The organism is Nonomuraea rubra (assembly GCF_014207985.1).
Lineage (GTDB): Bacteria > Actinomycetota > Actinomycetes > Streptosporangiales > Streptosporangiaceae > Nonomuraea > Nonomuraea rubra.
The window spans coordinates 7482774-7508550 of sequence record NZ_JACHMI010000001.1 but is presented as its reverse complement, the minus strand read 5'-3'; the positions used below and the strand labels follow the sequence as shown (position 1 = coordinate 7508550).

Below are 25777 nucleotides of genomic sequence, written 5' to 3'. Positions count from 1 at the left end.
CTGGCGGCCGTTGTGATCGCGCTCACTTGCCGATGACCGCGTTCATGTTGGTGGCGAACTCCTGCGGCGAGATCGACAGCTGGAACAGCTTGGAGATGTTGTCCAGCAGCACCTCGGCGGCCGTCGGGCTGAGCGCCTGGTCCCACGACTGGCCGAAGGACTTGGCGTTGACGGCGATGTTGTAGACGAAGGTCAGGAAGTCCTTGTCCTTGGAGGCCGCGAAGTGCGCGTCCGAGCCCTTGAGGATCGGGACGGCGCCCGTCCCCACCCACTCCTTGGCGGACGTGTCGTCGATCAGCGCGCCGGCGAAGAACTTCTTGGCGATCTCCTTCTGCTCGGGCGTGGCCTTGGAGGAGATGGACATGTACTGGCCGGGGTTGCCGACCGTATTGCCGGGGTCGCCCTTGCCGCCGTCGACCGGCGGGAAGTTCATGTAGCCGAGGTTGCCGCCGGAGACGAAGTCGCCGCCGTCGGTCGACATGCTGCCGTACGTCCAGCCGCCGTGCAGCATCATCGCGGCCTTGCCGGTGTAGAGCAGCGCCTGGTCGGCGTTGGAGTCGGCGGTGATCGAGGAGAAGCCCTTGACGAACCCGTCGGCCTTGACCAGCTTCTGCACCTCGCCCAGGGCCTGGATCGCGAGCGGGTTGTTCCAGGCGTCCTTCTCGCCGTCGAACACGGCCTGGAAGATCTCGGGGCCGCCGATGCGGTCGAAGAGGAACTCCAGCCACATCATGTTCGTCCAGCGGGACTGGCCGCCGAGCGAGAACGGCGCGATGCCCTTGGCGTTGAACTTGGGCACCAGGTCCAGGATGTCGCCCCACGTCTGGGGCGGCTGGGCGCCGATCTTCTCGAAGGCCCGCTTGTCGTAGTACAGGACGATGGGCTGCAGGGTCTCGCACGGCATCGCGTAGATCTTGCCGTCGACGGTGGCCGCGCCGAAGGCGGAGGGGAACAGCTTGTCCTTCACGGCCGGGTTCTGGTCGAACCACGGGGTCAGGTCCTCGACCGCGCCCGCCTGCACGTAGCTGCGCAGGCCGCCGCCTCCCCAGCCCCAGATCAGGGTGGGGGCCTGGCCGGCGCCGATGGCGGTCTTGATCTTCGTCTTGAACGCGTCGTTCTGGAAGGTCGTGCCCTCGATCGTCGCGTTGGGATTGGCCTTGTTGTGCCGCTCCATGGTCCTGGTGCGCACGCCCTCCTGAGGCTGCGTCGACAGGTACCAGTACGTGGCGGTGTTGCCGCCGCCACCACCGCTGGTGGTCGCGTTGCCGGAGCCGCCACCGGCGCCGGTCTGGGTGGGTCCTGTGCCGCCGCAGGCGGCGAGTGCTGCTCCTAGGGGGACGCCCATGGAGACGAGGCTGAGGAAGTTGCGGCGAGAGGTTGTCCTGGACTCCACGCTGATCTCCGTACTTGTATGCCGCGGGCTGGGGTTCGCGGCGCGTTGATCACTGGATGCGATGGCCGGCGGCCGTGGATCGGCATCGTCGCGATGCCACTTTCCACTCCTCCTAAAGTCAGCTCATCGAAACATTTTCGACATGACCGCGGGGTTCGCCAATCTAGATTTCGGCCATAAAGGTGTCAAGACCCAGTCGATCAGGAAACCACTGGATTTCCTGGAGCTCACGTGTAAGGTAACTCCACGCCAGCCTTCGCCAGGTCCGTGGCATGGCGGAAGGTTCGCGCGGAGGTCGCCCATCGGTGTCGAAACATTTCGAAAACTTACGGCAGCACCGCACCTCTTTAAGGAGCGCAGTAGATGACGGCTCTTGATCGGACCCCGACGGCGGAGCGGGCACTTCGCCCGTGGCAGGACCCGGCGCTCGCCGTGGCCGACCGAGTCGAAGCCCTCCTTGCGGAGATGACCCTGGAGGAGAAGGTCGGCCAGCTCGGCAGCCGGTGGCTCGGCAACGACATGAGCCCCGCGTCCGGGGACGCCGGCGAGGCACCGGACGAGACACCGGGCGAGACACCGGGCGAGACACCGGGCGAGGCGCTGAACGTGGCGCCGATGCAGGACGTGTTCGCCGCCTCGGGGACCGTGCCGCTGGAGGAGTCCGTCCGCCACGGGCTCGGCCACCTGACCCGCGTGCACGGCAGCGCCCCGGTCACCCCGGCGGAGGGCGCGGCCGAGGTGGTCCGCCTGCAGCGCGCCGTCCTGGCGGCGTCCAGGCTCGGCATCCCCGCGATCGTGCACGAGGAGTGCCTGACCGGCTTCACCGCGTACGGCGCCACCGTCTACCCGGCGGCCATCGCCTGGGCCGCCACGTTCGACCCCGGGCTGGTCGAGCGGATGGCCGCCGCGATCGGCGCCGACATGCGGGCCGTGGGCGTCCACCAGGGGCTGTCCCCCGTGCTGGACGTGGTGCGCGACTACCGGTGGGGGCGGGTCGAGGAGACCATGGGCGAGGACCCGTACCTCGTCGCCACGCTCGGCGCCGCCTACGTGCGCGGCCTGGAGAGCGCCGGGGTCGTCGCCACGCTCAAGCACTTCGCCGGCTACTCCGCCTCGCGCGCCGCGCGCAACCACGGCCCCGTGCCGATGGGGCGGCGCGAGCTGATGGACATGATCCTGCCGCCGTTCGAGACCGCCATCGCGCTGGGCGGGGCCCGGTCGGTGATGAACTCCTACTCCGACGTGGACGGCGTGCCCGCCGGGGCCGACCCGTGGCTGCTGACCGAGGTGCTGCGCGAGGAGTGGGGGTTCACCGGGACCGTCGTCTCCGACTACTGGGCCGTCCCGTTCCTGGCCACCATGCACCTGGTCGCCGCCGATCCGGAGGAGGCCGGCGTGCTCGCGCTCGGCGCCGGCATCGACGTCGAGCTGCCCGACACGCTCGGGTTCGGGCAGCACCTGGCCGAGCGGGTGCGGCGCGGCGAGCTGCCCGAGGCCCTGGTGGACCGGGCGGTGCGCCGCGTGCTCACCCAGAAGGCGCAGCTCGGGCTGCTCGACCCCGGCTGGACGCCGGAGGAGTCGGTCGCCGGAGCCGGGTCCGTGGACCTCGACTCGCCCGCCAACCGGGCGCTGGCCAGGGAGCTCGCCGAGCGGTCGATCATCCTGCTGGACGCCGGAACCGTGCTGCCCCTGCTGGGCGAAGGCAAGGGTGCGGGCGACAACGCGGGCGAAGGCGACAACGCGGGCGAAGGCGAGGGTGCGGGCGAGAACGGGGGGCGTACGGTGCCGCGCCGGGTGGCCGTGGTCGGGCCCGCCGCGCACGACCCCCGCACGTTCATGGGCTGTTACGCCTTCCCCAACCACGTGCTGCCCCGCCACCCCGGCCTCGGCCTCGGCCTGGAGGCGCCCACCGTGCTCGACGCGCTCACCGCCGAGCTGCCCGGGGCGGAGATCCGCTACGCCCAGGGCTGCGAGGTGCGGGGCGAGGACCGCTCGGGCTTCGCCGGCGCGGTGGCCGCCGCCCGCGACGCGGACGTGTGCGTGGCCGTGGTGGGCGACCTGGCGGGCCTGTTCGGCCAGGGCACGTCGGGGGAGGGCTGCGACGCCGACGACCTGCGGCTGCCCGGCGTGCAGGGCGACCTGCTGGCCGAGCTGGCCGCCACCGGCACGCCGCTGGTCGTGGTGGTCGTCTCGGGCCGCCCGTACGCGCTCGGCGAGGTGCACGCGTACGCCGCCGCGCTGGTCCAGGCGTTCATGCCCGGCGAGGAGGGCGGCGCCGCCATCGCCGGCGTGCTGTCCGGCCGCATCCAGCCCGCGGGCCGGCTGCCCGTGCAGATCCCGCGCGGCCCAGGCGGCCAGCCGGGCACCTACCTGCAACCCCCGCTGGGCACCGACAGCCACGGCATCAGCAACCTCGACCCGACACCGCTGTTCCCCTTCGGGTACGGCGCCTCCTACACCACCTTCGAGGTCTCCGGCCTGCGCCTGAGCCACGAGGAGGTGCCCACCGACGGAGAGTTCACCGCGACGGTCACCGTGCGCAACACCGGCGGCCGGGCCGGGGAGGAGGTCGTCCAGCTCTACCTGCACGACGTGCTCGCCCAGGTCACCAGGCCCGTACGGCAGCTCACCGGCTACGCGCGGGTCCGGCTGGAGCCGGGGGAGAGCGCCGAGGTGGCCTTCGGCGTGCACGCCGACCGCACCGCCTTCACCGGCCGGGACCTGCGCCGCGTCGTCGACCCCGGCGACGTCGAGGTGCTGGTGGGCACGTCCGCGGCGGACCTGCCGTGCCGCGGCGTCGTACGATTGACCGGCTCGTCCAGGCACGTCGGCCACGACCGGCGGCTCGTCACCCTCGCCGAGGTGCGGGGGCGAGGGGGTGCGGATGCCATCCAGTCCTAGACGCGCCACGCTGGCCACGGTCGCGGCCTCGGCCGGAGTGTCGGTCGCGACCGTCTCCAAGGTGCTCAACGGCCGCAGCGACGTCTCGCCCGCCACCCGCTCGCTCGTGCAGTCGCTGCTGCAGCAGCACGACTACGTCGCGCCCGCGCCGCGCCGCGAGCCGCCCGGGCTGGCCACGGTGGAGCTGCAGTTCGACGCCGACCTGAACGCGTACTCCACCGAGATCATCCAGGGCGCGGTGGCCGCCGGGGCGGAGGCCGGGGTCGGGATCGTCGTCAGCATCAGAAGCGGCGCCGCCCGTACCACCGCCTGGGCCCGCGGGCTGGTCGCGGCCGGCCGGCGGGCGCTGATCGCCGTCACCGGCGAGCTCACCTCCGGACAGCCGGCGGCGCTGGCCAGGGCGCGGCTGCCGCTCGTCCTCATCGACCCGCTCAACCTGCCGCGCACCCAGGTCACCAGCATCGGCTCGACCAATTTCGCCGGCGGACTGGCCGCCACCCAGCACCTGCTCTCGCTCGGGCACCGGCGCATCGCCTACATCGGCGGGCCGGCCACCGCGGGCTGCAACCAGGCGCGGCTGCACGGCTACCGGGCGGCCATGGAGTCGGAGGGGGCGCCGGTGCTGCCCGGGTTCGTGCGCTCGGGGCACTTCCGCTACCACGACGGGATGGTGAGCGGGGCGGCGGTGCTCGACCTGCCGCACGCGCCGACGGCCATCTTCGCCGGCTGCGACGAGGTGGCCGTGGGGATCATGGAGGCGGCCCGGGCACGGGGGCTGCGGATCCCCGAGGACCTGAGCGTCGTGGGGTTCGACGACACGCAGATCGCCCAGCTCACCTCGCCGCCGCTGACGACCGTCAGGCAGCCGCTGCGGGAGATGGGCGGGGTCGCCCTGCGCACGGCGCTGCGGCTGGCGGCCGGGGAGAGGGTCGACTCCCACCACGTGGAGCTGGCCACAGAGCTGGTCGTGCGCGGCTCCACCGCCCCGGTCCCGCGCCGCGCCTGACGCCGGCGCCACCCGGCGGGAAGACGCGGCGGCCGATCACGGTTGCAGCCTGTCGTGGAGCAGAGCGAGGCCGTGGTCATCGGCGCCGGGCAGGCGGGGCTGTCGAGCGCCTACTTCCTGCGCCGGTACGGCATCGAGCCCGTCGTGCTGGACGCCGGCCAGGGCGCGGGAGGGGCCTGGCGCCATCGGTCGCCCACGCTGACCATGGAGAAGGTGCACGGCGTCTTCGACCTGCCCGGCCTGCCCCAGCGGGAGGCCGACGGGGACGGCGAGCGGCCCGCCGCCGAGGTGGTGCCCGCGTACTACGCCGCGTACGAGAGCGGGACGGGCCTGCACGTGGTCCGGCCCGTCAGGGTCACGGCGGTCCGGGACGGCGCGGCCGGCCGGCTGGTGATCGAGACGGACGCGGGGGAGTGGGCGGCCAGGGCCGTGATCAACGCCACCGGCACCTGGACCAGGCCGTACTGGCCGTACTACCCGGGCGCGGCCGGCTTCGCGGGGCGGCAGCTGCACTACGCCGGTTACCGGGGGCCGGAGGAGTTCGCCGGGCGCGGCGTGGTCGTGGTGGGCGGCGGCGCCTCGGCGATGCACGTGCTGTCCGAGCTGGCGGGCGTGGCGGCCGCGACGGCCTGGGTCACCCGCAGGCCGCCCGTCTTCAGGGACGACGACTTCGGCCTGGACGCCAGGCGGGAGGCCGTGGCCCTGGTGGACTCGCGCGTGCGCGCGGGCCTGCCGCCCCAGAGCGTCGTCAGCGCCACCGGCCTCACCTACAGCACGGTCGTGCGCGAGTCGATGGAGAAGGGCGTGCTGAACCGGCTGCCGATGTTCGAGCGCATCGTGGAGGACGGGGTGCTGTGGGCCGACGGCACGCACCTGGCCGCCGACACCATCGTCTGGGCGACCGGCTTCCGCGCGGCCCTCGACCACCTGGCCCCGCTGCGCCTGCGCGAGCCCGGCGGCGGCATCCGCGTGGACGGCACCCAGGTCGTCAAGGAGCCCCGGCTCCAGCTCGTCGGCTACGGCCCCACGGCCAGCACGATCGGCGCCAACCGGGCCGGTCGCACGGCGGCCCGCAACGTGCGCGCCCTGCTGTCCGACCCCGTCGCCGCCTGACGGGACGGGGAGCCCGCTCACCTACTATGGGCGGTAGGAGAAATACCGATTGCGGCGGTACGCCGGTTACCCGCGCGGAGGGCCTCGACACGTGCGGTGACGCCGGGATAGCGTCCTGACATACGGATCTTTATCGGGTCAGGAGGTCCCACATGGAGGTTCCCGGCTACACGGAGATCCGGGAACTCGGCCACGGAGGGACCGGCCGGGTGATGCTCGCCGTACGCGAGTCCGACGGCCTGGGCGTCGCGATCAAGCACTTATCCGGCCCCTTACGCCAGGACGCCGCCTTCGTCGCCAGGTTCCGCTCCGAGGCCCTGGTCATCCGGGAGATCGACAGCCCGCACACCGCCCGCGTGCTCGACTACGTGGAGTCCGGCGACGACGCCGTCATCGTCATGGAGCTGGTGGAGGGCGTCACGCTGCGGCGGCTGCTGGAGCACGAGGGCGCGACCGGCGCGGAGGCCGCGCTCACCGTGCTGAAGGGGGCGCTGCTCGGCCTGGCGGAGGCACACCGGCACGGCGTCGTGCACCGCGACTTCAAGCCCGAGAACGTCCTGATCACCGAGGACGGCGACAGCAAGCTCGTCGACTTCGGCGTGGCCGCGCACGTCGGCGAGACCGCCGAGCTGTCGGGCACCCCCTCCTACATGGCGCCCGAGCAGTGGGACGACGCCCCCGCCGGGCCGCAGACCGACGTGTACGCCGCCGCCCTGGTCTTCTACGAGTGCCTGACCGGCCACCGCGCCTTCCACGCCGAGAACGTGGCAGCCCTGGCCTACCAGCACCAGCACGTGCCGCCCCCCATGGAGGACGTCGAGGAGCCGCTGCGCCCGCTGGTCGAGCACGGACTGGCCAAGGATCCGGCGGACCGGCCAGAGTCGGCGGAGGCGTTCCTGGAGGAGCTGGAGGAGGCCGCGCGCGCCGCGTACGGGGAGGACTGGGAGCTGCGCGGGCGGACCGGGCTCGGCATCCTGATCCTGCCGCTGGCCGCGCTGCTGCCCAGGCCGCAGGCGGCCGCCGACGGGGGCGGCGCCACGAGCCTGTTCCACAACACGCTCTCGCCCGTGGGCAAGCTGGCGGTGACCGGCGGGCTGGTGATGGCGACGGCGGCGGCGGTGGTGTCGGCGTTCGTGATCCTGGGCGGGCCCGAGCCGGAGAGCGGCGCGGCGCTGCCGCCCGCCGCCTCCGTTCCGCCCTCCGCCGGACCGCCCGCCGCGACGCCGGCGCCCGAGGAGACCTCCCCGGCCCCGACGGAGCCGGTGCCCACGTCGTCCGAGCCGATCGTGGTGACGCCGCCCATCACGTACGCCGGGCCGCCGACCTTCGCGCCCACCGGCGGGCCGGCCACCCGCGAGCCGACCCGCGAGCCGACCCGCGATCCGACTCGCGAGCCCACCCGTGAACCGACCCGCCAGCCGACGGGCGAACCGTCGGGCGAGCCGACCAGGACCGGCGCGCCGGCGCCGAGCACCCGCCCGCCCGCCACCTCGCCCCAGCCCGACGACCCGGACGACGACCCGCCCGGCGAGCCTCCCGGCAACGGCGAGAACCCGCCCGCCACCACCCAGGCCCCGCCGACCCGCGCCCCCGACCCGGAACCCGCTCCCACCAGGCCGAAGGACCCGCTCGTCTCGATCTCGATCAGCGTGTCGCTCGGCCTGCCGCTGCTCGGCGGCGACGGCGACGGGCTGGTGGACGCCGACGTCGGCCTGGGGCTCGGCTCCAGCCTGCTGGGCCTGATCGTGGTGCCGGGCTCGGTGCTGGCCGGCAGGCAGATCGTGGTCCGCAGAGTACGCAAACGCCGCGAAGCGGAAATAGCCGAAGTTGCGCGCAGGGACGGGTGATCCTCTACTATCGTGCGTCGAATAGAGGGCATTCCGCCGGTCTGATTTCTTCATGACCGGAACCTGCCCTGCGGCTCGGGCTAAGGAGAAGCGTGGCGGTTGCGTCCTCCGCCGTCCGGTTGAACCCTGCCCGGGCCTCCAGCCCGCGCCACGGCTGGGCCGTCGCGGCCACCGCGATGCTGCTGCTGCTGGCCGCCGCCCCCGCGCAGGCCGAGCCCAAGCCCACCGTCAAGCAGCTCAAGAAGGAGCTGACGGCGCTGCAGAAGGACTCGGACAAGCTCATCACCGAGTACTACAACAGCCGCATCGCCCACCAGAAGGCTGAGAGCGCCGAGAAATCGGCCAAGGAGAAGCTGGCCGCCGCCCAGGAGGTCTACGACCGGCACTCCACCGAGCTGCGCGCCATGGCCGTCGCCCGCTACATCGGCGGCGACCCCGGCGCGATGGCCCTGCTCGCCGGCGGCCAGGACCCCGCCACGCTGCTCAGCCGGATGGCGCTGACCCAGCACGTGATCGACGAGGAAGAGGCCGTGCTCCGCGGCTACGCCGAGGTCAGGGACGCGCGGGGCCGGGCCGAGCAGGAGGCTGCCGACCGGGCCGAGGAGCTGGAGCGTACGGTCGGCGACCTGGAGGAGCGCAAGGAGAAGGCCGAGAAGCAGATCGAGAAGATCAAGGACAGGATCGACCTGCTCTACACGGCCCCCGGGATCCGTCGGCCCGACGGCACCTGGGTCCCGCAGCTGCCCCAGGGGGCCGACAACATCACGCCCCGGATGGCGCTGGTCAAGAAGCTCATCCAGGAGCGGTTCGAGGTGCCGTACGGGATCGGGTGCTACCGCGCGATCCAGGACGGCGGCGAGCACCCGCTCGGGCGGGCCTGCGACTTCATGCTGAGCCGGGGCGGCGCGTTCCCGTCGGCGGCCGAGCAGAAACGCGGCGACCAGATCTCCGCCTGGGCGATCAAGAACGCCAAGCGGCTGGGGATCATGTACGTGATCTACCGGCAGCGCATCTGGCACGTCAGGACCGGGGTGTGGCGCACCATGTCCGACCGGGGCGGCGCGACGGCCAACCACTACGACCACCCGCACATCTCGGTCTACTAGCCCCCTGCCTGATCAGCGGGTTTGCGCCGCCTGACGGCGGGCAGCCGCATGGGTGCGGGAAGGGGGGCCACTCGTGGGAACGGCTGGTGCCGGGGAGCCGGCGACGGGCGGGAGCCCGCGATGAGGCTTCCGGCGGCGCGCGGGCCCGTCACCGCGACGCTCTTCGCCCGCCTGACGCGCCCGCCGGAGCACCGGCCGGTCCCGCTGGACCCGGCCCGGACGGACGGCTCGCCCGCCGGCGACGTGCTGGCCGACGCCGACTTCCAGCTCGCCCTGTTCGCCTGCTACGAGCTGCACTACCAGGGCTTCGACGACGTGGACGACCGCTGGGAGTGGGAGCCGGCGCTGCTGGCCGCCAGGGCGGCGCTGGAGCGGCGCTTGGAGGAGGCGCTCGCGCGGGCCGTGCCGCGCCCGGCCCTCGACGGGTCGCAGGGAGTGCGGCGCGCGCTCGTCGAGCTGGTCGCCGCGGACGACGGCCCGTCGCTGTCCGGGTTCCTGGCGCGCCGGGCGGACCTGCGCCAGTTCCGGGAGTTCGTCATCCACCGGTCGATCTACCACCTGAAGGAGGCCGACCCGCACACCTGGGCGATCCCCCGGCTGGCGGGCGGGCCGAAGGCCGCGCTGGTGGAGATCCAGGCCGACGAGTACGGCGGTGGCCGACGCGAGCGCATGCACTCCGAGCTGTTCCGCGCCACCATGCGCGGCCTCGGCCTGGACGACTCCTACGGCGCCTACCTGGACCGGGTGCCCGGCGTCACGCTCGCCATCTCCAACGTCATGTCCCTGTTCGGCCTGCACCGGCGGCTGCGCGGCGCCCTGGCCGGGCACCTGGCCGCGCTGGAGATGACCTCCTCCCTGCCGAACCGCCGCTACGGTGACGCGCTGCGCCGGCTCGGCGGCGACGCCGGCGCCGTTCGCTTCTACGACGAGCACGTGCAGGCCGACGCCGTGCACGAGCAGATCGCCGCGCACGACCTGTGCGCCGGCCTGGCCGCCGCCTGCCCGTCCCTCGCGGGAGACGTCCTGTACGGCGCCGCGTGCGCGCTGGAGCTGGAGCGCCGGTGGGCGGGGCACGTCCTGGCCTGCTGGGAACGGGACACCACCTCGCTGACCGGGCCACCGGGGGACGGCCATGCCGCCTAGGAAGGACGACAGGGTGACCGTGACGCCGTGCGAGGACGGCCCGCTGCTGGTCCGGGGACCGTTCGAGCTGGTGACTCAGGACGGCGAGTCGATCCCCGCCGACCGGGCCACCGTCGCCCTGTGCCGCTGCGGGCGCTCGTCGGCCAAGCCCTTCTGCGACGGCTCGCACAAGGCGGCCGGCTTCCGGGCGGCCAGCGGGCCCGACCGGCGCAGCCACCGGGCCGAGCGAGCCGGCCAGCGCAGCCGCGGGGAGGAGTGAGCCGATCTGCGCAGCCACCGGACGGAGTGCGCCGACCGCCGGAGCCTGCGCCCGGCGTACGGCACGCCGCCGCACAGCGCCGCCCCCAGGGCCAGCCAGCTGCAGACGGCCCGCTCCAGGACCCAGACGGGAGCGAACAGCGCGGCCGTGCGAGGGAAGACCCGGGCGCCGCCCGCCCTGCGCCGCCCGAGCTCCGCCAGCGCCACGGCCACGCCCGCCCCGGCGGCCACCGGGCCGTACCTGCGGCGCAGCACGCAGGCGGCCACCGCGGGCAGCACGGACAGGAACAGCGCCAGGCGCGCGGGCTGCGCCAGGTCGTCGTAGGCCTGGCGGACGCGCTGGCCCCAGAACCGCGCGGCGCCGGGCGGCAGGCGCGGCACGTAGAGGTCGAGCGGCCGCAGCTCCCTGCCGCCGTGCGCACGGACGGTGCGGATCAGCTCCAGGTTCTCGAACAGCACGTCGCCGTCGTAGCCGCCCATCCGGGCGAAGAACGAGCGGCGCACGCCCAGCGTGCCGGGATAGTCGGCGCCGAGGCCGCGGTTGAGCAGGGTCCTGGCGGTGTCCCAGCGGGCGTGCCACGGGGACGGGGCGAAGTGGTTCTGCGGGCGGACCAGGTCGGCGCGGGCGAGCAGGGCGTCCATCCTGGCCAGCGCGTGCTCGTCGTAGCGGACGTCGTCGTCGGCGATGACGACGTGCTCGGCCCTGGCCAGGCGCAGGCCGGTGATCACCCCGTTGACCTTGCCGTTGGCGAAGCGGAGGTCGGGGGCCGGCCGGACGTGCTCCGCCAGGCCGCGCCAGGCGGTGGCGTGCCGGTCGAACAGCTCCTGGGGTGAGCCGTCCACGACGACGATCCGCACGTGACGGCGCAGCGCGCGCAGGTAGGCGGTCAGCTCCTCGAGGCCGGAGTCGTCGTCCCAGCGCAGGGGCAGCACGTAGTCCATCGGCCGGGCCTCCGTTCTCGAATCCCTGATCGACAACAGAAGGCTACACCGTCATCGCACAGAGTAAGGACGGCGCGTCAGTCCTTGGCCAGGGCGGCCAGCAGGCGGTCCTCGGTGACCTCCGGGCCGGTGAGCTGCTCGGTGATCGCGCCGTCCCTGAGCACGACCACGCTGTCGCAGTTCTCCACCAGCTCGGCCACGTCCGACGAGATCAGCAGGATGGCCAGGCCGTCCACGGCCAGCTCGTCGAGCAGCGCCTGCATCTCCAGCTTGGTCGCCACGTCCACGCCCCGGGTCGGCTCGTCCAGCAGCAGCACCTTGGGATGCATGGCCAGCCACCGGGCCAGCAGCACCTTCTGCTGGTTGCCGCCCGACAGCTCGCCGGCGGGCTGTCGGGGCGAGACCGCCTTGATGCCCAGCCGCCGCATGAACGTCGCCACGATGCTGTCCACCTGCGTGTCCGACACGATGCCCGCCCGCGACAGGCGGGGCAGCGCGGCCAGGGCGATGTTGTCGCGCACCGACAGGGTCGGCACGATGCCCTCGGTCTTCCTGTTCTCCGGCACCAGGCCGATCCCGGCGCGCACGGCGCTCCTGACCGACCACTTGCGCGCCTGCGCCGACGCGCGGCCGGCCACCGTGACCTGGCCTGCGTCCACCGGCAGCGCGCCGGCGATGGCGCGCGCGGTCTCGCTGCGCCCGGCGCCGAGCAGGCCGCCCAGGCCGACGACCTCGCCGGCCCGCATCTCCAGCGACACCCCGTCCAGCATGTGGTGCCGGGTCAGGCCCTTGGCCTCCAGGATCGGCGCGTCGGCGGGCACGTCCGGCTCGCCCGCCTGCGGCGCGGGCTCCACCGGGTGGAAGGGGCGGCCGAGCATGAGCGAGACCAGCCGCAGCCGGTCGAGCCCGGCCAGCGGGCCCGTGTGCACGACGCGGCCGTCGCGCAGCACCGTGACGCGGTCGCAGATCCCGTACAGCTCCTCCATGCGGTGCGTGACGTAGATGACCGAGCGGCCCTGCTCGCGCAGCCGGCCGACGGCGGCGAACAGGGTCTCCAGCTCGTCGTGGTCCAGCGCCGTGGTGGGCTCGTCCATGATGACCAGGCGGGCGTCCGCGGAGGCGGCCCGCGCCAGCGCCACGATCTGGCAGGCGCCCTCGCCGAGCGACCCGAGCGGGCGGCGCACGTCCACCTCCAGCCCGTACGCGGCCAGCACCTCCTCGGCGCGCGCGTGCACGGCGGCGGCGTCGATCAGCCCGAGCCGGCCCCGCGGCTCCCTGCCGAGCAGCAGGTTGCGGGCCACGCTCATGGTCGGTACGAGGTTCGTCTCCTGGTGGATGGTGGCGATCCCGGCCCGTCTGGCGTCGGCGGGCCCGGTGAACCTGACCGGCTCGCCGAGCAGGCGCAGCTCGCCCGCGTCGGGCTGGTGGACGCCCGACAGCACCTTCACCAGCGTGGACTTGCCCGCGCCGTTGCCCCCGACCAGGGCGTGCACCTCGCCGGTGCGCACGGACATGGTGACGTGGTCGAGGGCGGTGACCCCCTGGAACGCCTTGAGAACGCCAGCGACCTGTAGCACGGTTGCCTCCGCCTCGATCGTGGTCGAGTAAGGAAACATTCCAGTAACGGTGTTGTCACATTCGATCAGAACTGGGCCACGTGCAGCCGGACCCCGCGCGCGCTCAGGTCGTCGAGCACCTCGCGCGGCGCGGCGTCGTCGGTGACCAGGTGGTCGATGCGGTCGGGCGGCACGGTCTGCACCATCGTGTCGACGCCGATCTTGGTGTGGTCGGCCAGCACGACGACCTCCTCGGCCGCCGCCGCCAGCGCCCGATCGACGCCCGCCACCTGCATGTTCGGCGTGGACAGGCCGCGCTCGGCGGTCAGCCCGTTGCCCGAGACGAACGCCCTGCGCACGCGCAGCCCGGCCAGCGACTGCTCGGCCGCGCTGCCCACCAGGGCGAGGATCGGGCCGCGCAGGGAGCCGCCGGTCAGCATCACCTCGATGCGCGGCGAGCCGGCCAGCACCTGCGCGACCAGCAGCGAGTTGGTGACCACGGCCAGCTCGGAGTGCCTGGTCAGGCGGCGGGCGAACTCCTGGGTGGTGGTGCCGGGGCCGACCACGATCGCGTCGCCGTCCTCGACCAGCGCGCCGGCCAGGTCGGCGATGGCGGCCTTCTCGGCCGCCTCCAGCGAGACCTTGTGCGCGTAGCCGGTCTCGCGCGACAGCTCGCCGGGCAGGGTCGCGCCGCCGTGGTGGCGGTTGAGCAGGCCCTCCGACTCCAGCGCGCGCAGGTCGCGGCGGACGGTGACCTCGGAGGAGTGCACCGCCTGGGCCAGCTCGCGCAGCGACACGGCGCCGTTGGCACGCACCAGCTCCAGGATGCGCTGCCGGCGCTCGGCGGCGAACACGGGCCTGCGTCCGTCACTCTGCGTGTCGCTCACGGCTCCGATCATAGTCGATCCGCCAAGTAGCGTTCACCTCTGACCGAACGAGAACGGATCTGATCGGAAATCTTGACCATCTCGGTCCGTCGGTGCTTACTTTGGAGCGTGTCAGGGTCAAAAGCTGTCCGAACCTGATCGGCTGCGTTGCGAAAGGACCCCCCGTGCGTAAGCGCCTCCCGTTGCTGCTGGCCGTACTGATGTCCGTGTTATGGCAGATGCCGACACCAGCCTCGGCAGCCCTTCCCGAGCGGAACGGGCTGCGCGGCGACTACTACCTCGCCTCGGCGGCGGGAAAGTTCGACTTCGCCGAGCTCAAGGCGAGCATCATCGACCCGAACCTGGAACTGCCCGACCTGAACCCCACGTTCAAGCTGCTGACCGGCAGGGAGGATGACGTTACCGTCCGATGGACGGGGCAGATCACTGCCAAGTACTCCGAGACCTACACCTTCTCCATGATCGGCGACAACGGCTTCCGCCTGTGGGTCGACGGGCAGCCGATCATCGACCACTGGGTGGACGACTGGGACAAGGAGCAGACCGGCACCCCCATCGCCCTGGAGGCGAACAGGAAGTACGACATCAAGGTCGAGTACTTCGAGCACTTCGGCGGCGCCAACCTGCGCCTGCGCTGGCAGAGCCCCAGCCAGCCGAAGGCCGTCGTGCCCATGGACGCGCTCACGGTGCCGGCGGACTTCCAGCCCGACGGGCCGTACGACGCCAGGCTGAACACCACCGGCGACGTCGCCACGCTCACCTACGCCAAGCCGCTCGCCGCGCTGCCCGCCGACGCCGCGAAGAAGCTGGCCGTCACCGTCGGCGCCGCCGCCTGGCCGGTCACCTCGGCGACGCTGAAGAGCCCCGAGACCGTCGAGCTCAGGCTGGAGCACCCCGTCCCGGCGAAGGCGGGCGGCACCGTGCGCACCTCCTACGACGGCGCGGGCGGCATCACCTACGCCGACGGCACGCCGCTGGCCGCCTACCCGTTCGCGCACGTGGTCAACGCCTCCACCTACGTCCTGAAGACCAAGTGGACCGACCAGGTGGACAGGAACAACCCGCTGCCCGAGTACCCCAGGCCGCAGCTCGCCCGCGAACGCTGGCGCAGCCTCAACGGCGTCTGGCAGTTCGCGCCGGCCAAGGAGGGCGAGGCCGCGCCCATCGGCAAGAACCTGGCCGAGAAGATCGTCGTGCCGTACCCGGTGGAGTCGCAGCTGTCCGGCATCGGCCGGCACGAGGAGCGCATGTGGTACCGCAGGACGTTCGAGGTGCCGCGCACCTGGCGCGGCGAGCGGCTGATGCTGCACCTCGACGCCGTGGACTGGGACGCCACGATCTACGTCAACGGCAAGCAGGTCGCCACCCACAAGGGCGGCTACGACCGGATCAGCGTGGACGTCACCGGCGCGCTCAAGGGCTCCGGCGAGCAGGAGCTGGTGGTCGGCGTCTTCGACCCGACCGACAACGGCGCCCAGGCCATCGGCAAGCAGCGGCTCAACCCGAGCGGCATCTGGTACACCTCGGTGTCCGGCATCTGGCAGACCGTCTGGATCGAGCCGGTCGCCAGGGAGCATGTCGAGCGCGTGGACACCGAGCCCGACCTGCGCGGCCAGGCCCTGTACGTGACCGTCCACGGCTCGCCCGGCACCGCCACCGTGATCGCCAGGGACGGCCGCAAGGTCGTCGGCACCGTCCGCGGCGAGACCGGCAAGGAGTTGCGCCTGCCCGTCCCGAACCCCAGGCTCTGGTCGCCGGACGACCCCCACCTGTACGACCTGGAGGTCAGGCTCGGCCACGACAAGGTGGAGTCGTACTTCGGGATGCGCTCCATCTCCGTCGCCGGCTGGCGCATGATGCTCAACGGGAAGCCCGTCTTCCAGATCGGCCCGCTCGACCAGGGCTTCTGGCCCGACGGCATCTACACCCCGCCCACCGACGAGGCGCTGCGCTACGACCTGGAGCAGACCAAGGCCCTCGGCTTCAACGCGGTGCGCAAGCACGTCAAGGTCGAGTCCGACCGCTGGTACCACCACGCCGACAAGCTCGGCCTGCTGGTCTGGCAGGACATGCCGGCCGCGTTCAGGACCACCGACAGGCCGCAGTACGAGGCCGAGCTGAAGGAACTGGTCGACCAGCACCGCAGCAGCCCCTCCGTCATCATGTGGGTGCCGTTCAACGAGGGCTGGGGCCAGTACGACCAGGCGCGCGTCGCCAACCTGGTCAAGAGCTGGGACCCGTCCCGCCTGGTCAACAACATGAGCGGCATCAACTGCTGCGGCGCCGTGGACGGCGGCAACGGCGACGTCAAGGACTTCCACATCTACCCCGGCCCCGGAAACCCCGGCAAGCCGTCCGGCAGCCGCGCCAACGTGATCGGCGAGTACGGCGGCCTGGCCCTGCCCGTGGTCGGCCACACCTGGTCCGGCGGCGGCTGGGGATACGCGGTCGAGCCCGACCCCGAGGCCCTCACCACCCGCTACGTGAACATGGCGAAGGAACTGGAGAAGCTGCACGCCTGCGAGCAGCTCAGCGCCGCGATCTACACCCAGACCACCGACGTCGAGACCGAGATCAACGGCCTCATGACGTACGACAGGGCGATCACCAAGCCCGACGTCAGGCGCGTCCACGACGCCCACAAGGCGCTCACGAGCGCGATCGACCCCGCCTGCAGCTGATCCACCCGCCGTGCCCGGGGGCCTCGTCCCCGGGCACGGCACCTGATAGGAAAGGAACCGCGATGACCCCCCACATCCGGACGGCCGCCCTCGCACTGGCCGTCCTCCTCACCGCGGCGGCCTGCGCCAAGGCGGAGGAGCCGCAGGCCGCGCCCGCCGCCACCAGCACCGCCGGGCAGCAGGTCGTCCAGAGCCCGTCCGGCACGGCCGGGCCGACGTGCACGCTGCAGCAGTTCGGCGGCACGAAGTTCGACCTCAAGACGGCCGTGGTCGGCTTCTCCCAGTCGGAGAAGGAGGCGAACCCGTTCCGGATCGCCGAGACCAAGTCGATCAAGGACGAGGCCGCCAAGCTCGGCATCACGAACCTCAAGGTCACCAACGCCCAGTCGCAGTTCTCCAAGCAGATCACCGACGTGCAGCAGCTCATCGCCCAGGGTGTGCAGCTCCTGGTCATCGCGCCGCTCAACTCCGACGGCTGGGAGCCGGTGCTCCAGCAGGCCGCCGCCAAGAAGATCCCCATCATCACGGTCGACCGCAAGATCAACGCCAAGGCGTGCAGCGACTACCTGACGTTCATCGGCTCCGACTTCTACGAGCAGGGCAAGCGCGCCGCCGACCGCATGATCGAGGCCCTGAACGGCCAGGGCAAGGTGGCCATCCTGCTCGGGGCGCCCGGCAACAACGTCACCACCGAGCGTACGAACGGCTTCAAGGACCGCGTCAAGGAGAAGGCGCCCGGCCTCACGATCTCGTTCGAGCAGACCGGCGAGTTCGCCCGCGAGAAGGGGCAGCAGGTCACCGAGCAGCTCATCCAGTCCAACCCGGACATCAACGGCATCTACGCCGAGAACGACGAGATGGCGCTGGGCGCGGTCACCGCGCTGAAGGGCGCGGGCAAGGAGCCCGGCGACATCAAGATCGTGTCGGTGGACGGCACCCGCAGCGCCGTCCAGGGCATCGCCGACGGCTGGCTGCACGCGGTCATCGAGTCGAACCCGCGCTTCGGCCCTCTCGCCTTCGAGACCGCCCAGAAGTTCCTCGACGGCGACGCCATCCCCGACAAGGTGATCATCTCCGACCGGGACTACACCACGGAGAACGCCAAGGACTCCCTCGGTGAGGCGTACTGAGTTGGAAGCGGTACTCGAGGCCAAGGGGATCAGCAAACGCTTCCCCGGCGTGCTCGCCCTCGACGACGTGTCCCTCGCCCTGCGTCCGGGCGAGGTGCACGCGCTGGTCGGCGAGAACGGCGCGGGCAAGTCCACCCTGATCAAGGTCTTCACCGGCGTCTACCAGCCGGACGGCGGCGAGCTGCGCTACCGCGGCGGCCCCGCCGCCTTCGCCACCCCCATGGAGGCGCAGCGCGCCGGCATCCAGACGATCTACCAGGAGGTCAACCTCGTCCCCATGATGTCGGTGGCCCGCAACCTGCTGCTCGGCCGCGAGCCGCGCGGCAGGTTCGGGGTGATCGACGCCGCCGCCATGTACGGCGAGGCCGAGCGCGTGCTGTCCGGCTACGGCGTCGAGACCGACGTCCGCCGCCCGCTGCGCACGCTCGGCGTCGGCGCGCAGCAGATGGTCGCCCTGGCGCGGGCCGTGTCCGTGGACGCCCGGGTCGTCATCATGGACGAGCCCACCTCGTCCCTGGAGCCGCGCGAGGTCGAGACGCTGTTCGGGGTGATCAGGAGGCTGCGCGACAGCGGCATCGCCGTCATGTACGTCAGCCACCGCCTCGACGAGCTCTACCAGGTGTGCGAGCGGGTGACGGTGCTGCGCGACGGCCGCCTGGCCCACACCGGGCCACTGGCGGAGCTGGAGCGGATCGAGCTCATCTCGCTCATGCTCGGCCGCGCCCTGAACGAGGTCCGCTCCCAGGGCCTGACCAGCTTCTCCCGCGACCAGGCGGCGGGCCCCTCGGGGAACGGGCAGGTCCCGGTCGTCGAGGCGCGCGGCCTGACCCGGCGGCACGTGCTCGACGGCGTGGACGTCAGCGTCAGGCCGGGAGAGGTCGTCGGCCTGGGCGGGCTGCTGGGCGCGGGGCGTACCGAGACCGCGAAGGCCATCGTCGGCGCGCTGCCGCTGGACGGCGGCCAGGTGCTCGTGGCCGGCGCGCCCCTGCGCGGCGGCTCCACCGCGGCGGCGATCAGGGCCGGCGTCAGCCTGCTGCCCGAGGACCGCAAGGCGGAGGGCATCATCCCCACCCTGTCCGTCCGCGAGAACATCGCCCTGGCCGCCCTGCCCGCCCTCGGCAGGGCCGGAGTGGTGTCCGAGGCGAAGATCGACAAGGTGGTCGAGATCTTCATGCGGAGGCTGAGGATCAAGGCCGCCTCGCCGCACCAGCTCGTCTCCGAGCTGTCCGGCGGCAACCAGCAGAAGGTGCTGCTGGCCCGCTGGCTGGCCGTGCGGCCCAAGGTGCTGCTGCTGGACGAGCCCACCCGCGGCATCGACGTCGGCGCCAAGGCCGAGGTGCAGGCGCTGATCGACGAGCTGGCCGAGGAGGGCCTGGGCGTGCTGCTGATCTCCTCCGACCTGGAGGAGCTGGTCGAGGGCGCCGACAGGATCCTCGTGCTGCGCGAGGGCGCGGTCGTGGGCGAGCTGTCGGGCGACGAGGTGACCGAGGAGAGGATCATGGCGACGATAGCGGAGCAGTCGGATGGCTGAGCTCACCTCGCGTCAGGGTGGCGGGCGCGTCGCCGTGCTCAAGCCCCAGGTGTACGCCTGGGTGCAGGACTACGGCGTGTACGCGGCCGTGCTGGCGCTGCTGCTGTTCAACGTGCTGTTCACCCCGCACTTCCTGGACGCCGCCAACTTCCGCACCCAGCTCGTCCAGGTCACCCCCATCGTGATCGTCTCCCTGGGCATGGCGCTGGTGATCGGCACCCAGGGCATCGACCTGTCGGTCGGCTCGGTGATGGCGCTGGCCGCCGCGCTGACCGTGCTCTACCTCGGCTACGGCTGGCTGCCCGCGCTCGTCGTGGCCGTGATCGGCGGCGCGGTCGTGGGGGCCGCGGGCGGGGCGCTGGTGGCGTACGTCGGGGTGCAGCCCATCGTGGCGACACTCGCGCTGCTGGTCGGCGTGCGCGGCCTGGCCAACGTGCTGGTGCCGCAGCTCGTCGAGTTCCGCAACCCCGGCCTGATCGCGCTGGGCAGCAGCTCGGTCGCCGGCATCCCGGTCATCGTGCTCATCGCGGCGGCGCTGACCGTGATCGTGCTGTTCGTGGTGCGGCGCACCACGTTCGGGCGGCAGGTCGTCGCCATCGGCGGCAACCGGCCGGCCAGCGAGCTGTCAGGGCTGCCCGTGAAGCGGGTGCTGCTCACCGTGTACGTGATCTCCGGCCTGCTCGCGGCCCTGGCCGGGGTGCTCGCCACGGCCCGGCTGCAGGCCAGCGACCCCACCTCGCTCGGCCTGTTCATCGAGCTGTCGGCGATCACCGCCGTCGTCGTCGGCGGCACCCCGCTGACGGGCGGCCGGATCAGGGTGCTCAGCACGGTCATGGGCGCGCTGCTCATGCAGCTCCTCGCGGCCACGCTGATCAAGCACAACCTCCCGCAGTCGTGGACCCAGATGGTCCAGGCGGTCATCATCCTGGCCGCCGTCTACGCCACCAGGAAGCGGGGCACGCGATGAACCGCGAGCAAACCAGCCGGCTGCTCCAGCAGCACGGCGCCGTCATGGTGCTGGGGCTGCTGGTGATCGTGGGCAGCCTGGCCTTCGACACCTTCGCCACCCCGACCAACGCCGCCAGCGTGGTCGTGTCCTCGTCGTTCCTGGCGATCATCGCGATCGGGATGACGTTCGTGATCATCAGCGGCGGCATCGACCTGTCGGTGGGGTCGCTGTTCGTGCTCGGCGGGGTGCTCGCGGCCTACGGCTCCCAGTACGGCATGCTGGTGGCGCTGCTCCTGCCCCTGGTGGTCTGCGGCGTCGTCGGCCTGCTCCAGGGCCTGGTGATCGCGCGGACCGGCATGGCGCCGTTCATCGTCACCCTGGCGGGCCTGCTCGGCGTCCGCGGCCTGATGCTCGCCATCTCGGACGAGGGCGCCACCACCTACCTCGTGAAGGACCAGGCCTTCGCCGCCCTCGGCCAGGGCGAGCTGCTCGGCCTGTCCTACCCCGTCTACGTCACGATCGCCCTCGCCCTGATCGCGATGGTCCTCCTGCAGCGCACCGGCTTCGGCCAGAACGTCTACGCCATCGGCGGCAACGAGCAGGCCGCGGCCCTGATGGGCGTGCCCGTCGCGCGCACCAAGGTGCTCGTGTACGTCATGTCGGGCCTGCTGGCGGGCCTGGCCGGCGCGCTCAACGCCGCCCGGCTCTCCTCCGGCGTGACCATCCTCGGCATCGGGCTGGAGCTCGACGCCATCGCCGCCGTCGTGATCGGCGGCACCCTGCTGACCGGCGGGGCGGGCGGCATCACCGGATCGGTGGCGGGGGTGCTGCTGCTCGGCGTCATCCAGAGCCTGATCAACCAGGTGGGCAGCCTGACCTCGGCGTTCCAGCAGGTGGTCAGCGGGGCGTTCCTGGCGCTCGTGGTGGTGGCGCAGCGGCTGCTGAGCAAGGCCCAGCGGCTCACCTGACCGCCGCGCCGACCACAGCTGGCGGCGGGCTAGCGGACCCGGCCGCGCGGCTTGAGCCGGGTGCCGGGCAGGACGGGCGCGGGGAGCGGCGCGCCGTCGAACCCCTCGACGGTGCCGAACCCCTCGCCCTCCATCCACTCCTTGCGATAGGCGGCGATCTCGTCGTGGGAACGCCCGACGAAGTTCCACCACATGACGATCTCCTCGCCGAACGGCTCACCGCCGATCAGCAGCACCCGCCCGCGCCCCGACAGCCGCACCCCGGACCGCCCCGGCGGCAGGTACACCAGCGGCCCCCGCCCGACCTCGGCCACCTCGCCGTCGAGCAGCAGCAGCCCGTGCTCGAACGCCGGATCCACCGGCACCTCGCAGTCGCCGTCCACCGCGATCTCGGCCCCGGCGAGCGGGCTGTAGGCGGTGGCGGGCGAGGTGACCCCGCCGAGCGTCCCCATGACGACGGTCGCCGCGAAGCCGGGCCCGGACAGCACCGGCAGCGCGGGGTGGTGCTCGAAGCCCGGCTCCACGTGCCGGGACGCGTCCGGCAGCGCCACCCAGAGCTGCACGCCGTGCAGCACCGACCCGGCCGGCGACTCCTCCGAGTGGGAGATGCCCCGCCCGGCGGTCATCAGGTTGAGCCGGCCGGGGCGGATCTCCTGCAGCGTGCCCAGGCTGTCGCGGTGCAGCACCTCGCCCGCGACCAGCCAGCTCACCGTCTGCAGCCCGGTGTGCGGATGCGGCGGCACCCGCATGGTCGCCTGCTCCGGCCCGTAGGCGTCCACGAAGCACCAGGCACCGATCATGCGCCGGTGCACGCCAGGCAGCGTCCTGCTCACGGACATCGCGCGCGGGCCGCCCAGCGGCACCTCGCGCCCTTCCAGCACCTCGCGGCCGGCGACCTCGCCGGCGCCGCCGCGGATCTCCCGCGGGTCAAGCTCCAGGTTGCTCACGGCAGAACTGTACGACCCGGGGTGGTCAGTGCAGCATCTCCCACCAGCCTTCCACGGCCGGAGCGGCCGAGGCGTCCACGGCCTCGCCCGGCCGCGGCACGGCGATCTTCACGTCGCGGGCCTTGGCCTCCCGCCACAGCCGCTCCACCGGCTCGGCCCACGGGTGCAGCGCCAGCGTGAACGTGGCCCAGTGCACCGGCAGCAGCAGCTTCCCGCCCAGATCGAGGTGGGCGTTGACGGCCTCTTCCGGGTTCATGTGGATGTCCGGCCAGGCCGGGCTGTAGGCGCCGATCGGCATCAGCGTCAGGTCGAACGGCCCGTGGGCCGACCCGATCCCGCGGTAGCCCTCGAAGTAGCCGGAGTCGCCCGCGTAGAAGACCCGCCTGGACCGGCCGGCGACGACCCAGGAGCCCCACAGCGTGTCGTTGCGGGTCAGGGACCTGCCGGAGAAGTGGCGGGCGGCGGTCGCGACGAAGCGCAGGCCGCCGACCTGCGCCTCCTCGTCCCAGTCCAGCTCGATGATCCGGTACGCGGGCACGCCCCACCGCTCCAGGTGCGCCCCGATGCCCAGCGGCACCAGGAACGGTGCCTTCTGCGTGCGGGTCAGCGAGCGCACCGTGGCCAGGTCGAGGTGGTCGTAGTGGTCGTGCGAGATCGCGATCGCGTCCACCTGGGGCAGCTCGCCCAGCTCCACGGGCACGGGGTGGTGCCGCTTGGGGCCGACGAGCTGCGAGGGGGAGGGGCGCCGGCTCCACACCGGGTCGAACAGCACCCGCTTGCCCTCGATCTCCACGAGCGTGGAGGCGTGGCCGTACCAGATGGCGCGCACCCCGTCGGCGGGCGGCGGGTCGGCCGGCGGGACGCGCAGCGGGATGAGACCGGCGGGCCGCCGCTGCTCCCTCTCCTTGGCCAGCTCGCCGAGCAGCCCGACCGGCGGCGTGGTCATCATCGTGGTCTGCTCGGGCATCGTGTTCACGAACGAGCCGTCCCTGAACTGCGGCGAGCGCCGGATCCGCGCCGCCCGGTCCGGCCCCGACTCCAGCGGCCGCACGCCCAGCTCGGCGGGCACCTCGCGCAGCGCCCATCCGGCCGCGGCCAGGGCCGCGCCGCCCACCAGGATCCGCCGTGCCGTCCGCATCCCTGTCATTGCCACACTCCCCTGGATCTTCGTCTGTTCCGCCCCAACCGGACGGAACTCCCCGGTGTTCCTACGATATATCGCGATACGTCAGACGGTCTTGATCGTTCCGCCGTCGATGACGTAGTCGGCGCCGCTGACGCTTCCGGCGTGCGGCGATGCCAGCCATGTCACCAGAGCGGCGACCTCGTCCGGTTGGACGAACCTACCGGTCGTCATCCCGGCGTTCGACGGCAGCCCCGCCAGGAAGTGCTCGTGGTCCACGCCGTGGGCCCGCGCCATCGCGGCGCCGTACCCGTCGGGGGCCTCCCACATCGAGGTGAGCACGGCGCCGGGGGAGACCGTGCTGACCCGTACGCCCTGCGGGCCGAACTCCTCCGCCAGGGCCTTGCCGAAGGCGGTCAGCGCGGCCTTGGCCGTCGCGTACGCGATCGGGCCCATGCCCGGTGCCCGGGCGCTGTTGGACGAGATGTTGATCACCGTGCCGTGGCGGCGCAGGAGGCTCGGCAGGGCGGCGCGGGTGGCGCGTACGGCGCTGAGCAGGTTCAGCTCGTGGACCTGGTGCCACACCTCGTCGCTCACGGTCAGGAAGCCGCCGGCCAGGGCCGCGCCCCCGTCGCCGCCGCCCACGTTGTTGACCAGCAGGTCGATCTCGCCCAGCTCGGCCGCCGCCCGGCCGATCATCTCGGCGGGCCCCTCGGGGGTGGACAGGTCGGCCGCCAGGAGAACGGCGCCGGTCTCCTTCAGCTCGGGAGAGGCTGTGCGCGCGGCGGCCGCGATCCGCACGCCCTCGGCGGTCAGCGCCCGCACGATGGCGAGGCCGATGCCCCTGCTCGCGCCGGTCACCACGGCGGTCTTGCCGGTCAGTCGCATGTCCATGCTCGGGTGCTCCTCGTTAGTCGCTTCAGCTCTGATGCGGTCAATGTAGAACTTGCAACACTGATGATGCAACTTCGGGGTTAGAGGAGACGATGCCGTACCCTGTGCGATGTGAGTGAGACGACGCGAGCCCGGCGGTCCGACGCCGAGCGCACGGTGCGCACGATCCTGGAGGCCGCCGAACGCGTGCTCAGCAGGAACCCGGCGGCCAGCATGGAGCAGATCGCCGAGGCCGCCGGGGTGGCGCGGACCACCGTGCACCGGCGCTTCGCCTCGCGCGAGGCGCTGGTGGACGCGATGGCGGCGTGGGCCAACCAGCGCTTCGCCGAGGCCATCGACGCCGCGCACCCCGAGACCGCCCCGCCGCTCGTCGCGCTCTACCAGGCCACCGCCAACGTGCTGCGCGTGAAGATCGACTGGGGCTTCGCGATGAGCCGCACGTTGTCGGACGACCCCGAGGTGGTCAGGGTGCACGCCGAGGTCGACGCCCGCTGCGAGCGGCTGTTCCGCAGGGCGCAGGAGGCGGGCGTGCTCCGTGCCGACGTGGACCCGCTCTGGGCCAGGCGGGTCTACTACGCGCTGTGCCACGAGGCGGCGCAGACCCGCGACGGCGAGCCCGACGCCCTGGCGGCCCGCCTGGTCGACACGCTGCTGCGCGGGGTCGGCACCGGGCAGGGGCTCGCCTGAGCGCCGCCCGCTAGCGCTCGTCGGAGCCGCGGTGGGGGTAGGGCCACGGGTTGGGGCGGCAGTGGCCCAGCGACTTCGACTGCTGCACCATGACCGGGGCGGGGCGTCCGGGTCCCGGGCAGCTTCGGTGGCGGTGGCCCAGGGCGTGGCCGACCTCGTGGCTGATCAGGTAGCGGCGGTAGGCGGCCAGGTCGCCGCCGTACTGCGGGACGCCCTCGGCCCAGCGCAGCGCATTGATGACCGAGCGGTGGCCGTTCCAGCAGGACAGCTCGCCGCCCGTACGCAGCGGCAGGCACTGGCGGACGGTCAGGCGCGGGCTGGACAGCGCGACCCGCACCCGCACCGGGCCGTGGTCCACCCGCTGGAAGCGGGCCCAGCCGCGCACGTCGTTGAGCGTGCGGTGCACCTCGGCGGCGAACCGGGCGGGGTCGAACGGCAGGCCGCGCTCCACCTCGACGAGGTACCGCACCACCCGCCCGCGTCCCCGCCTGGCGGGCGCGCCGCCCCGGACGACCGCGTAACGGCCGGAGGCCGAGCGCGGGACCCGCACCTTCTCCGGGGCGGGGGCGGGAGCGGGCGCGATCGGCCTGGGCGGCGGCGCGGGCCTGGACGGAGCCGGGACAGGGGCCGGCGCCGGCGGTTCCGCCGCGCAGCCGGCGGCCGCCACGAGCAGCAGCAGGAGCAGCGCGAGCAGCGGCAAGACGGCCTCCCCACA

20 protein-coding genes and 1 pseudogene are annotated in these 25777 nt (G+C 72.7%); 13 read left to right on the top strand and 8 right to left on the bottom strand.

Annotated elements, in window-relative coordinates:
- Positions 1–22: 22 nt before the first annotated feature.
- Positions 23–1393 carry an extracellular solute-binding protein gene (locus HD593_RS34210; protein WP_312903910.1) on the bottom strand — a complete coding sequence of 457 codons (1371 nt, stop codon included), beginning with the start codon at positions 1391–1393 and terminating at the stop codon, positions 23–25.
- A gap of 363 nt (positions 1394–1756) precedes the next feature.
- Between HD593_RS34210 and HD593_RS34205 the strand changes: the two genes are divergently transcribed.
- From HD593_RS34205 to HD593_RS64605, 7 genes and pseudogenes are all read left to right on the top strand, one after another.
- Positions 1757–4294, top strand: a complete 2538-nt coding sequence (locus tag HD593_RS34205; RefSeq protein WP_185106072.1) for a glycoside hydrolase family 3 N-terminal domain-containing protein — start codon at positions 1757–1759, stop codon at positions 4292–4294.
- On the top strand, positions 4278–5300 hold the full coding sequence (locus HD593_RS34200; RefSeq protein WP_185106071.1) for a LacI family DNA-binding transcriptional regulator: 1023 nt from the start codon (positions 4278–4280) through the stop codon (positions 5298–5300). Before HD593_RS34205 ends, HD593_RS34200 begins: the two co-directional genes overlap by 17 nt.
- Positions 5301–5354: 54 nt before the next feature.
- Complete coding sequence (locus HD593_RS34195; protein WP_185106070.1) at positions 5355–6413, top strand: NAD(P)-binding domain-containing protein; 1059 nt, start codon at positions 5355–5357, stop codon at positions 6411–6413.
- 152 nt (positions 6414–6565) lie between these two features.
- Positions 6566–8260, top strand: a complete 1695-nt coding sequence (locus HD593_RS34190; RefSeq protein ID WP_185106069.1) for a serine/threonine-protein kinase — start codon at positions 6566–6568, stop codon at positions 8258–8260.
- A gap of 92 nt (positions 8261–8352) precedes the next feature.
- A complete protein-coding gene (locus HD593_RS34185; RefSeq protein ID WP_312903908.1) occupies positions 8353–9366 on the top strand; it encodes a coiled-coil domain-containing protein in 1014 nt (337 codons plus the stop codon).
- Positions 9367–9486: 120 nt separating this feature from the next.
- A complete protein-coding gene (locus HD593_RS34180) occupies positions 9487–10509 on the top strand; it encodes an iron-containing redox enzyme family protein (protein WP_185106068.1) in 1023 nt (340 codons plus the stop codon).
- A pseudogene (locus HD593_RS64605) lies at positions 10499–10621 on the top strand (hypothetical protein); the annotation flags it as partial. The gene HD593_RS34180 and the pseudogene HD593_RS64605, both read left to right, overlap by 11 nt.
- Here HD593_RS64605 and HD593_RS64600 read toward each other — a convergent pair.
- The 3 genes from HD593_RS64600 to HD593_RS34165 form a co-directional block, all read right to left on the bottom strand.
- Positions 10585–11709 carry a glycosyltransferase family 2 protein gene (locus HD593_RS64600; RefSeq protein ID WP_185106067.1) on the bottom strand — a complete coding sequence of 375 codons (1125 nt, stop codon included), beginning with the start codon at positions 11707–11709 and terminating at the stop codon, positions 10585–10587. The pseudogene HD593_RS64605 and the gene HD593_RS64600 sit on opposite strands and share 37 nt — an antisense overlap.
- A 77-nt stretch (positions 11710–11786) precedes the next feature.
- Entirely contained in the window at positions 11787–13286 is a 1500-nt protein-coding gene (locus tag HD593_RS34170; RefSeq protein WP_312903906.1) for a sugar ABC transporter ATP-binding protein, read from the bottom strand.
- A 65-nt stretch (positions 13287–13351) separates the two neighbouring features.
- On the bottom strand, positions 13352–14152 hold the full coding sequence (locus HD593_RS34165) for a DeoR/GlpR family DNA-binding transcription regulator (RefSeq protein WP_312903904.1): 801 nt from the start codon (positions 14150–14152) through the stop codon (positions 13352–13354).
- A 164-nt stretch (positions 14153–14316) separates the two neighbouring features.
- On the opposite strand from HD593_RS34165, the gene HD593_RS34160 reads away from it, so the two are divergent.
- The 5 genes from HD593_RS34160 (at position 14317) to HD593_RS34140 (ending at position 21411) form a co-directional block, all read left to right on the top strand.
- A complete protein-coding gene (locus tag HD593_RS34160) occupies positions 14317–16833 on the top strand; it encodes a PA14 domain-containing protein (RefSeq protein WP_221525134.1) in 2517 nt (838 codons plus the stop codon).
- A 62-nt stretch (positions 16834–16895) separates the two neighbouring features.
- Positions 16896–17963: an ABC transporter substrate-binding protein gene (locus HD593_RS34155; RefSeq protein WP_185106064.1), complete on the top strand. Its 1068-nt coding sequence runs from the start codon at positions 16896–16898 to the stop codon at positions 17961–17963.
- Position 17964: 1 nt separating this feature from the next.
- Entirely contained in the window at positions 17965–19494 is a 1530-nt protein-coding gene (locus tag HD593_RS34150) for a sugar ABC transporter ATP-binding protein (RefSeq protein WP_185106063.1), read from the top strand.
- Entirely contained in the window at positions 19487–20461 is a 975-nt protein-coding gene (locus HD593_RS34145) for an ABC transporter permease (protein ID WP_185106062.1), read from the top strand. The genes HD593_RS34150 and HD593_RS34145 overlap by 8 nt, the downstream gene beginning before the upstream one ends.
- Positions 20458–21411 carry an ABC transporter permease gene (locus tag HD593_RS34140; protein ID WP_185106061.1) on the top strand — a complete coding sequence of 318 codons (954 nt, stop codon included), beginning with the start codon at positions 20458–20460 and terminating at the stop codon, positions 21409–21411. Before HD593_RS34145 ends, HD593_RS34140 begins: the two co-directional genes overlap by 4 nt.
- A gap of 29 nt (positions 21412–21440) precedes the next feature.
- On the opposite strand, the gene HD593_RS34135 is transcribed toward HD593_RS34140, so the two are convergent.
- From HD593_RS34135 to HD593_RS34125, 3 genes are all read right to left on the bottom strand, one after another.
- Entirely contained in the window at positions 21441–22358 is a 918-nt protein-coding gene (locus HD593_RS34135; RefSeq protein ID WP_185106060.1) for a pirin family protein, read from the bottom strand.
- Positions 22359–22383: 25 nt separating this feature from the next.
- Entirely contained in the window at positions 22384–23505 is a 1122-nt protein-coding gene (locus HD593_RS34130) for an MBL fold metallo-hydrolase (protein WP_246546855.1), read from the bottom strand.
- Between the two features lie 81 nt (positions 23506–23586).
- On the bottom strand, positions 23587–24375 hold the full coding sequence (locus tag HD593_RS34125) for an oxidoreductase (protein WP_185106059.1): 789 nt from the start codon (positions 24373–24375) through the stop codon (positions 23587–23589).
- Positions 24376–24486: 111 nt separating this feature from the next.
- Here HD593_RS34125 and HD593_RS34120 point away from each other — a divergent pair, with 111 nt between their 5' ends.
- Positions 24487–25062: a TetR/AcrR family transcriptional regulator gene (locus HD593_RS34120; protein WP_185106058.1), complete on the top strand. Its 576-nt coding sequence runs from the start codon at positions 24487–24489 to the stop codon at positions 25060–25062.
- A 10-nt stretch (positions 25063–25072) separates the two neighbouring features.
- Here HD593_RS34120 and HD593_RS34115 read toward each other — a convergent pair whose 3' ends face one another.
- Positions 25073–25762: a DUF3152 domain-containing protein gene (locus HD593_RS34115; RefSeq protein WP_185106057.1), complete on the bottom strand. Its 690-nt coding sequence runs from the start codon at positions 25760–25762 to the stop codon at positions 25073–25075.
- Positions 25763–25777: the final 15 nt, after the last annotated feature.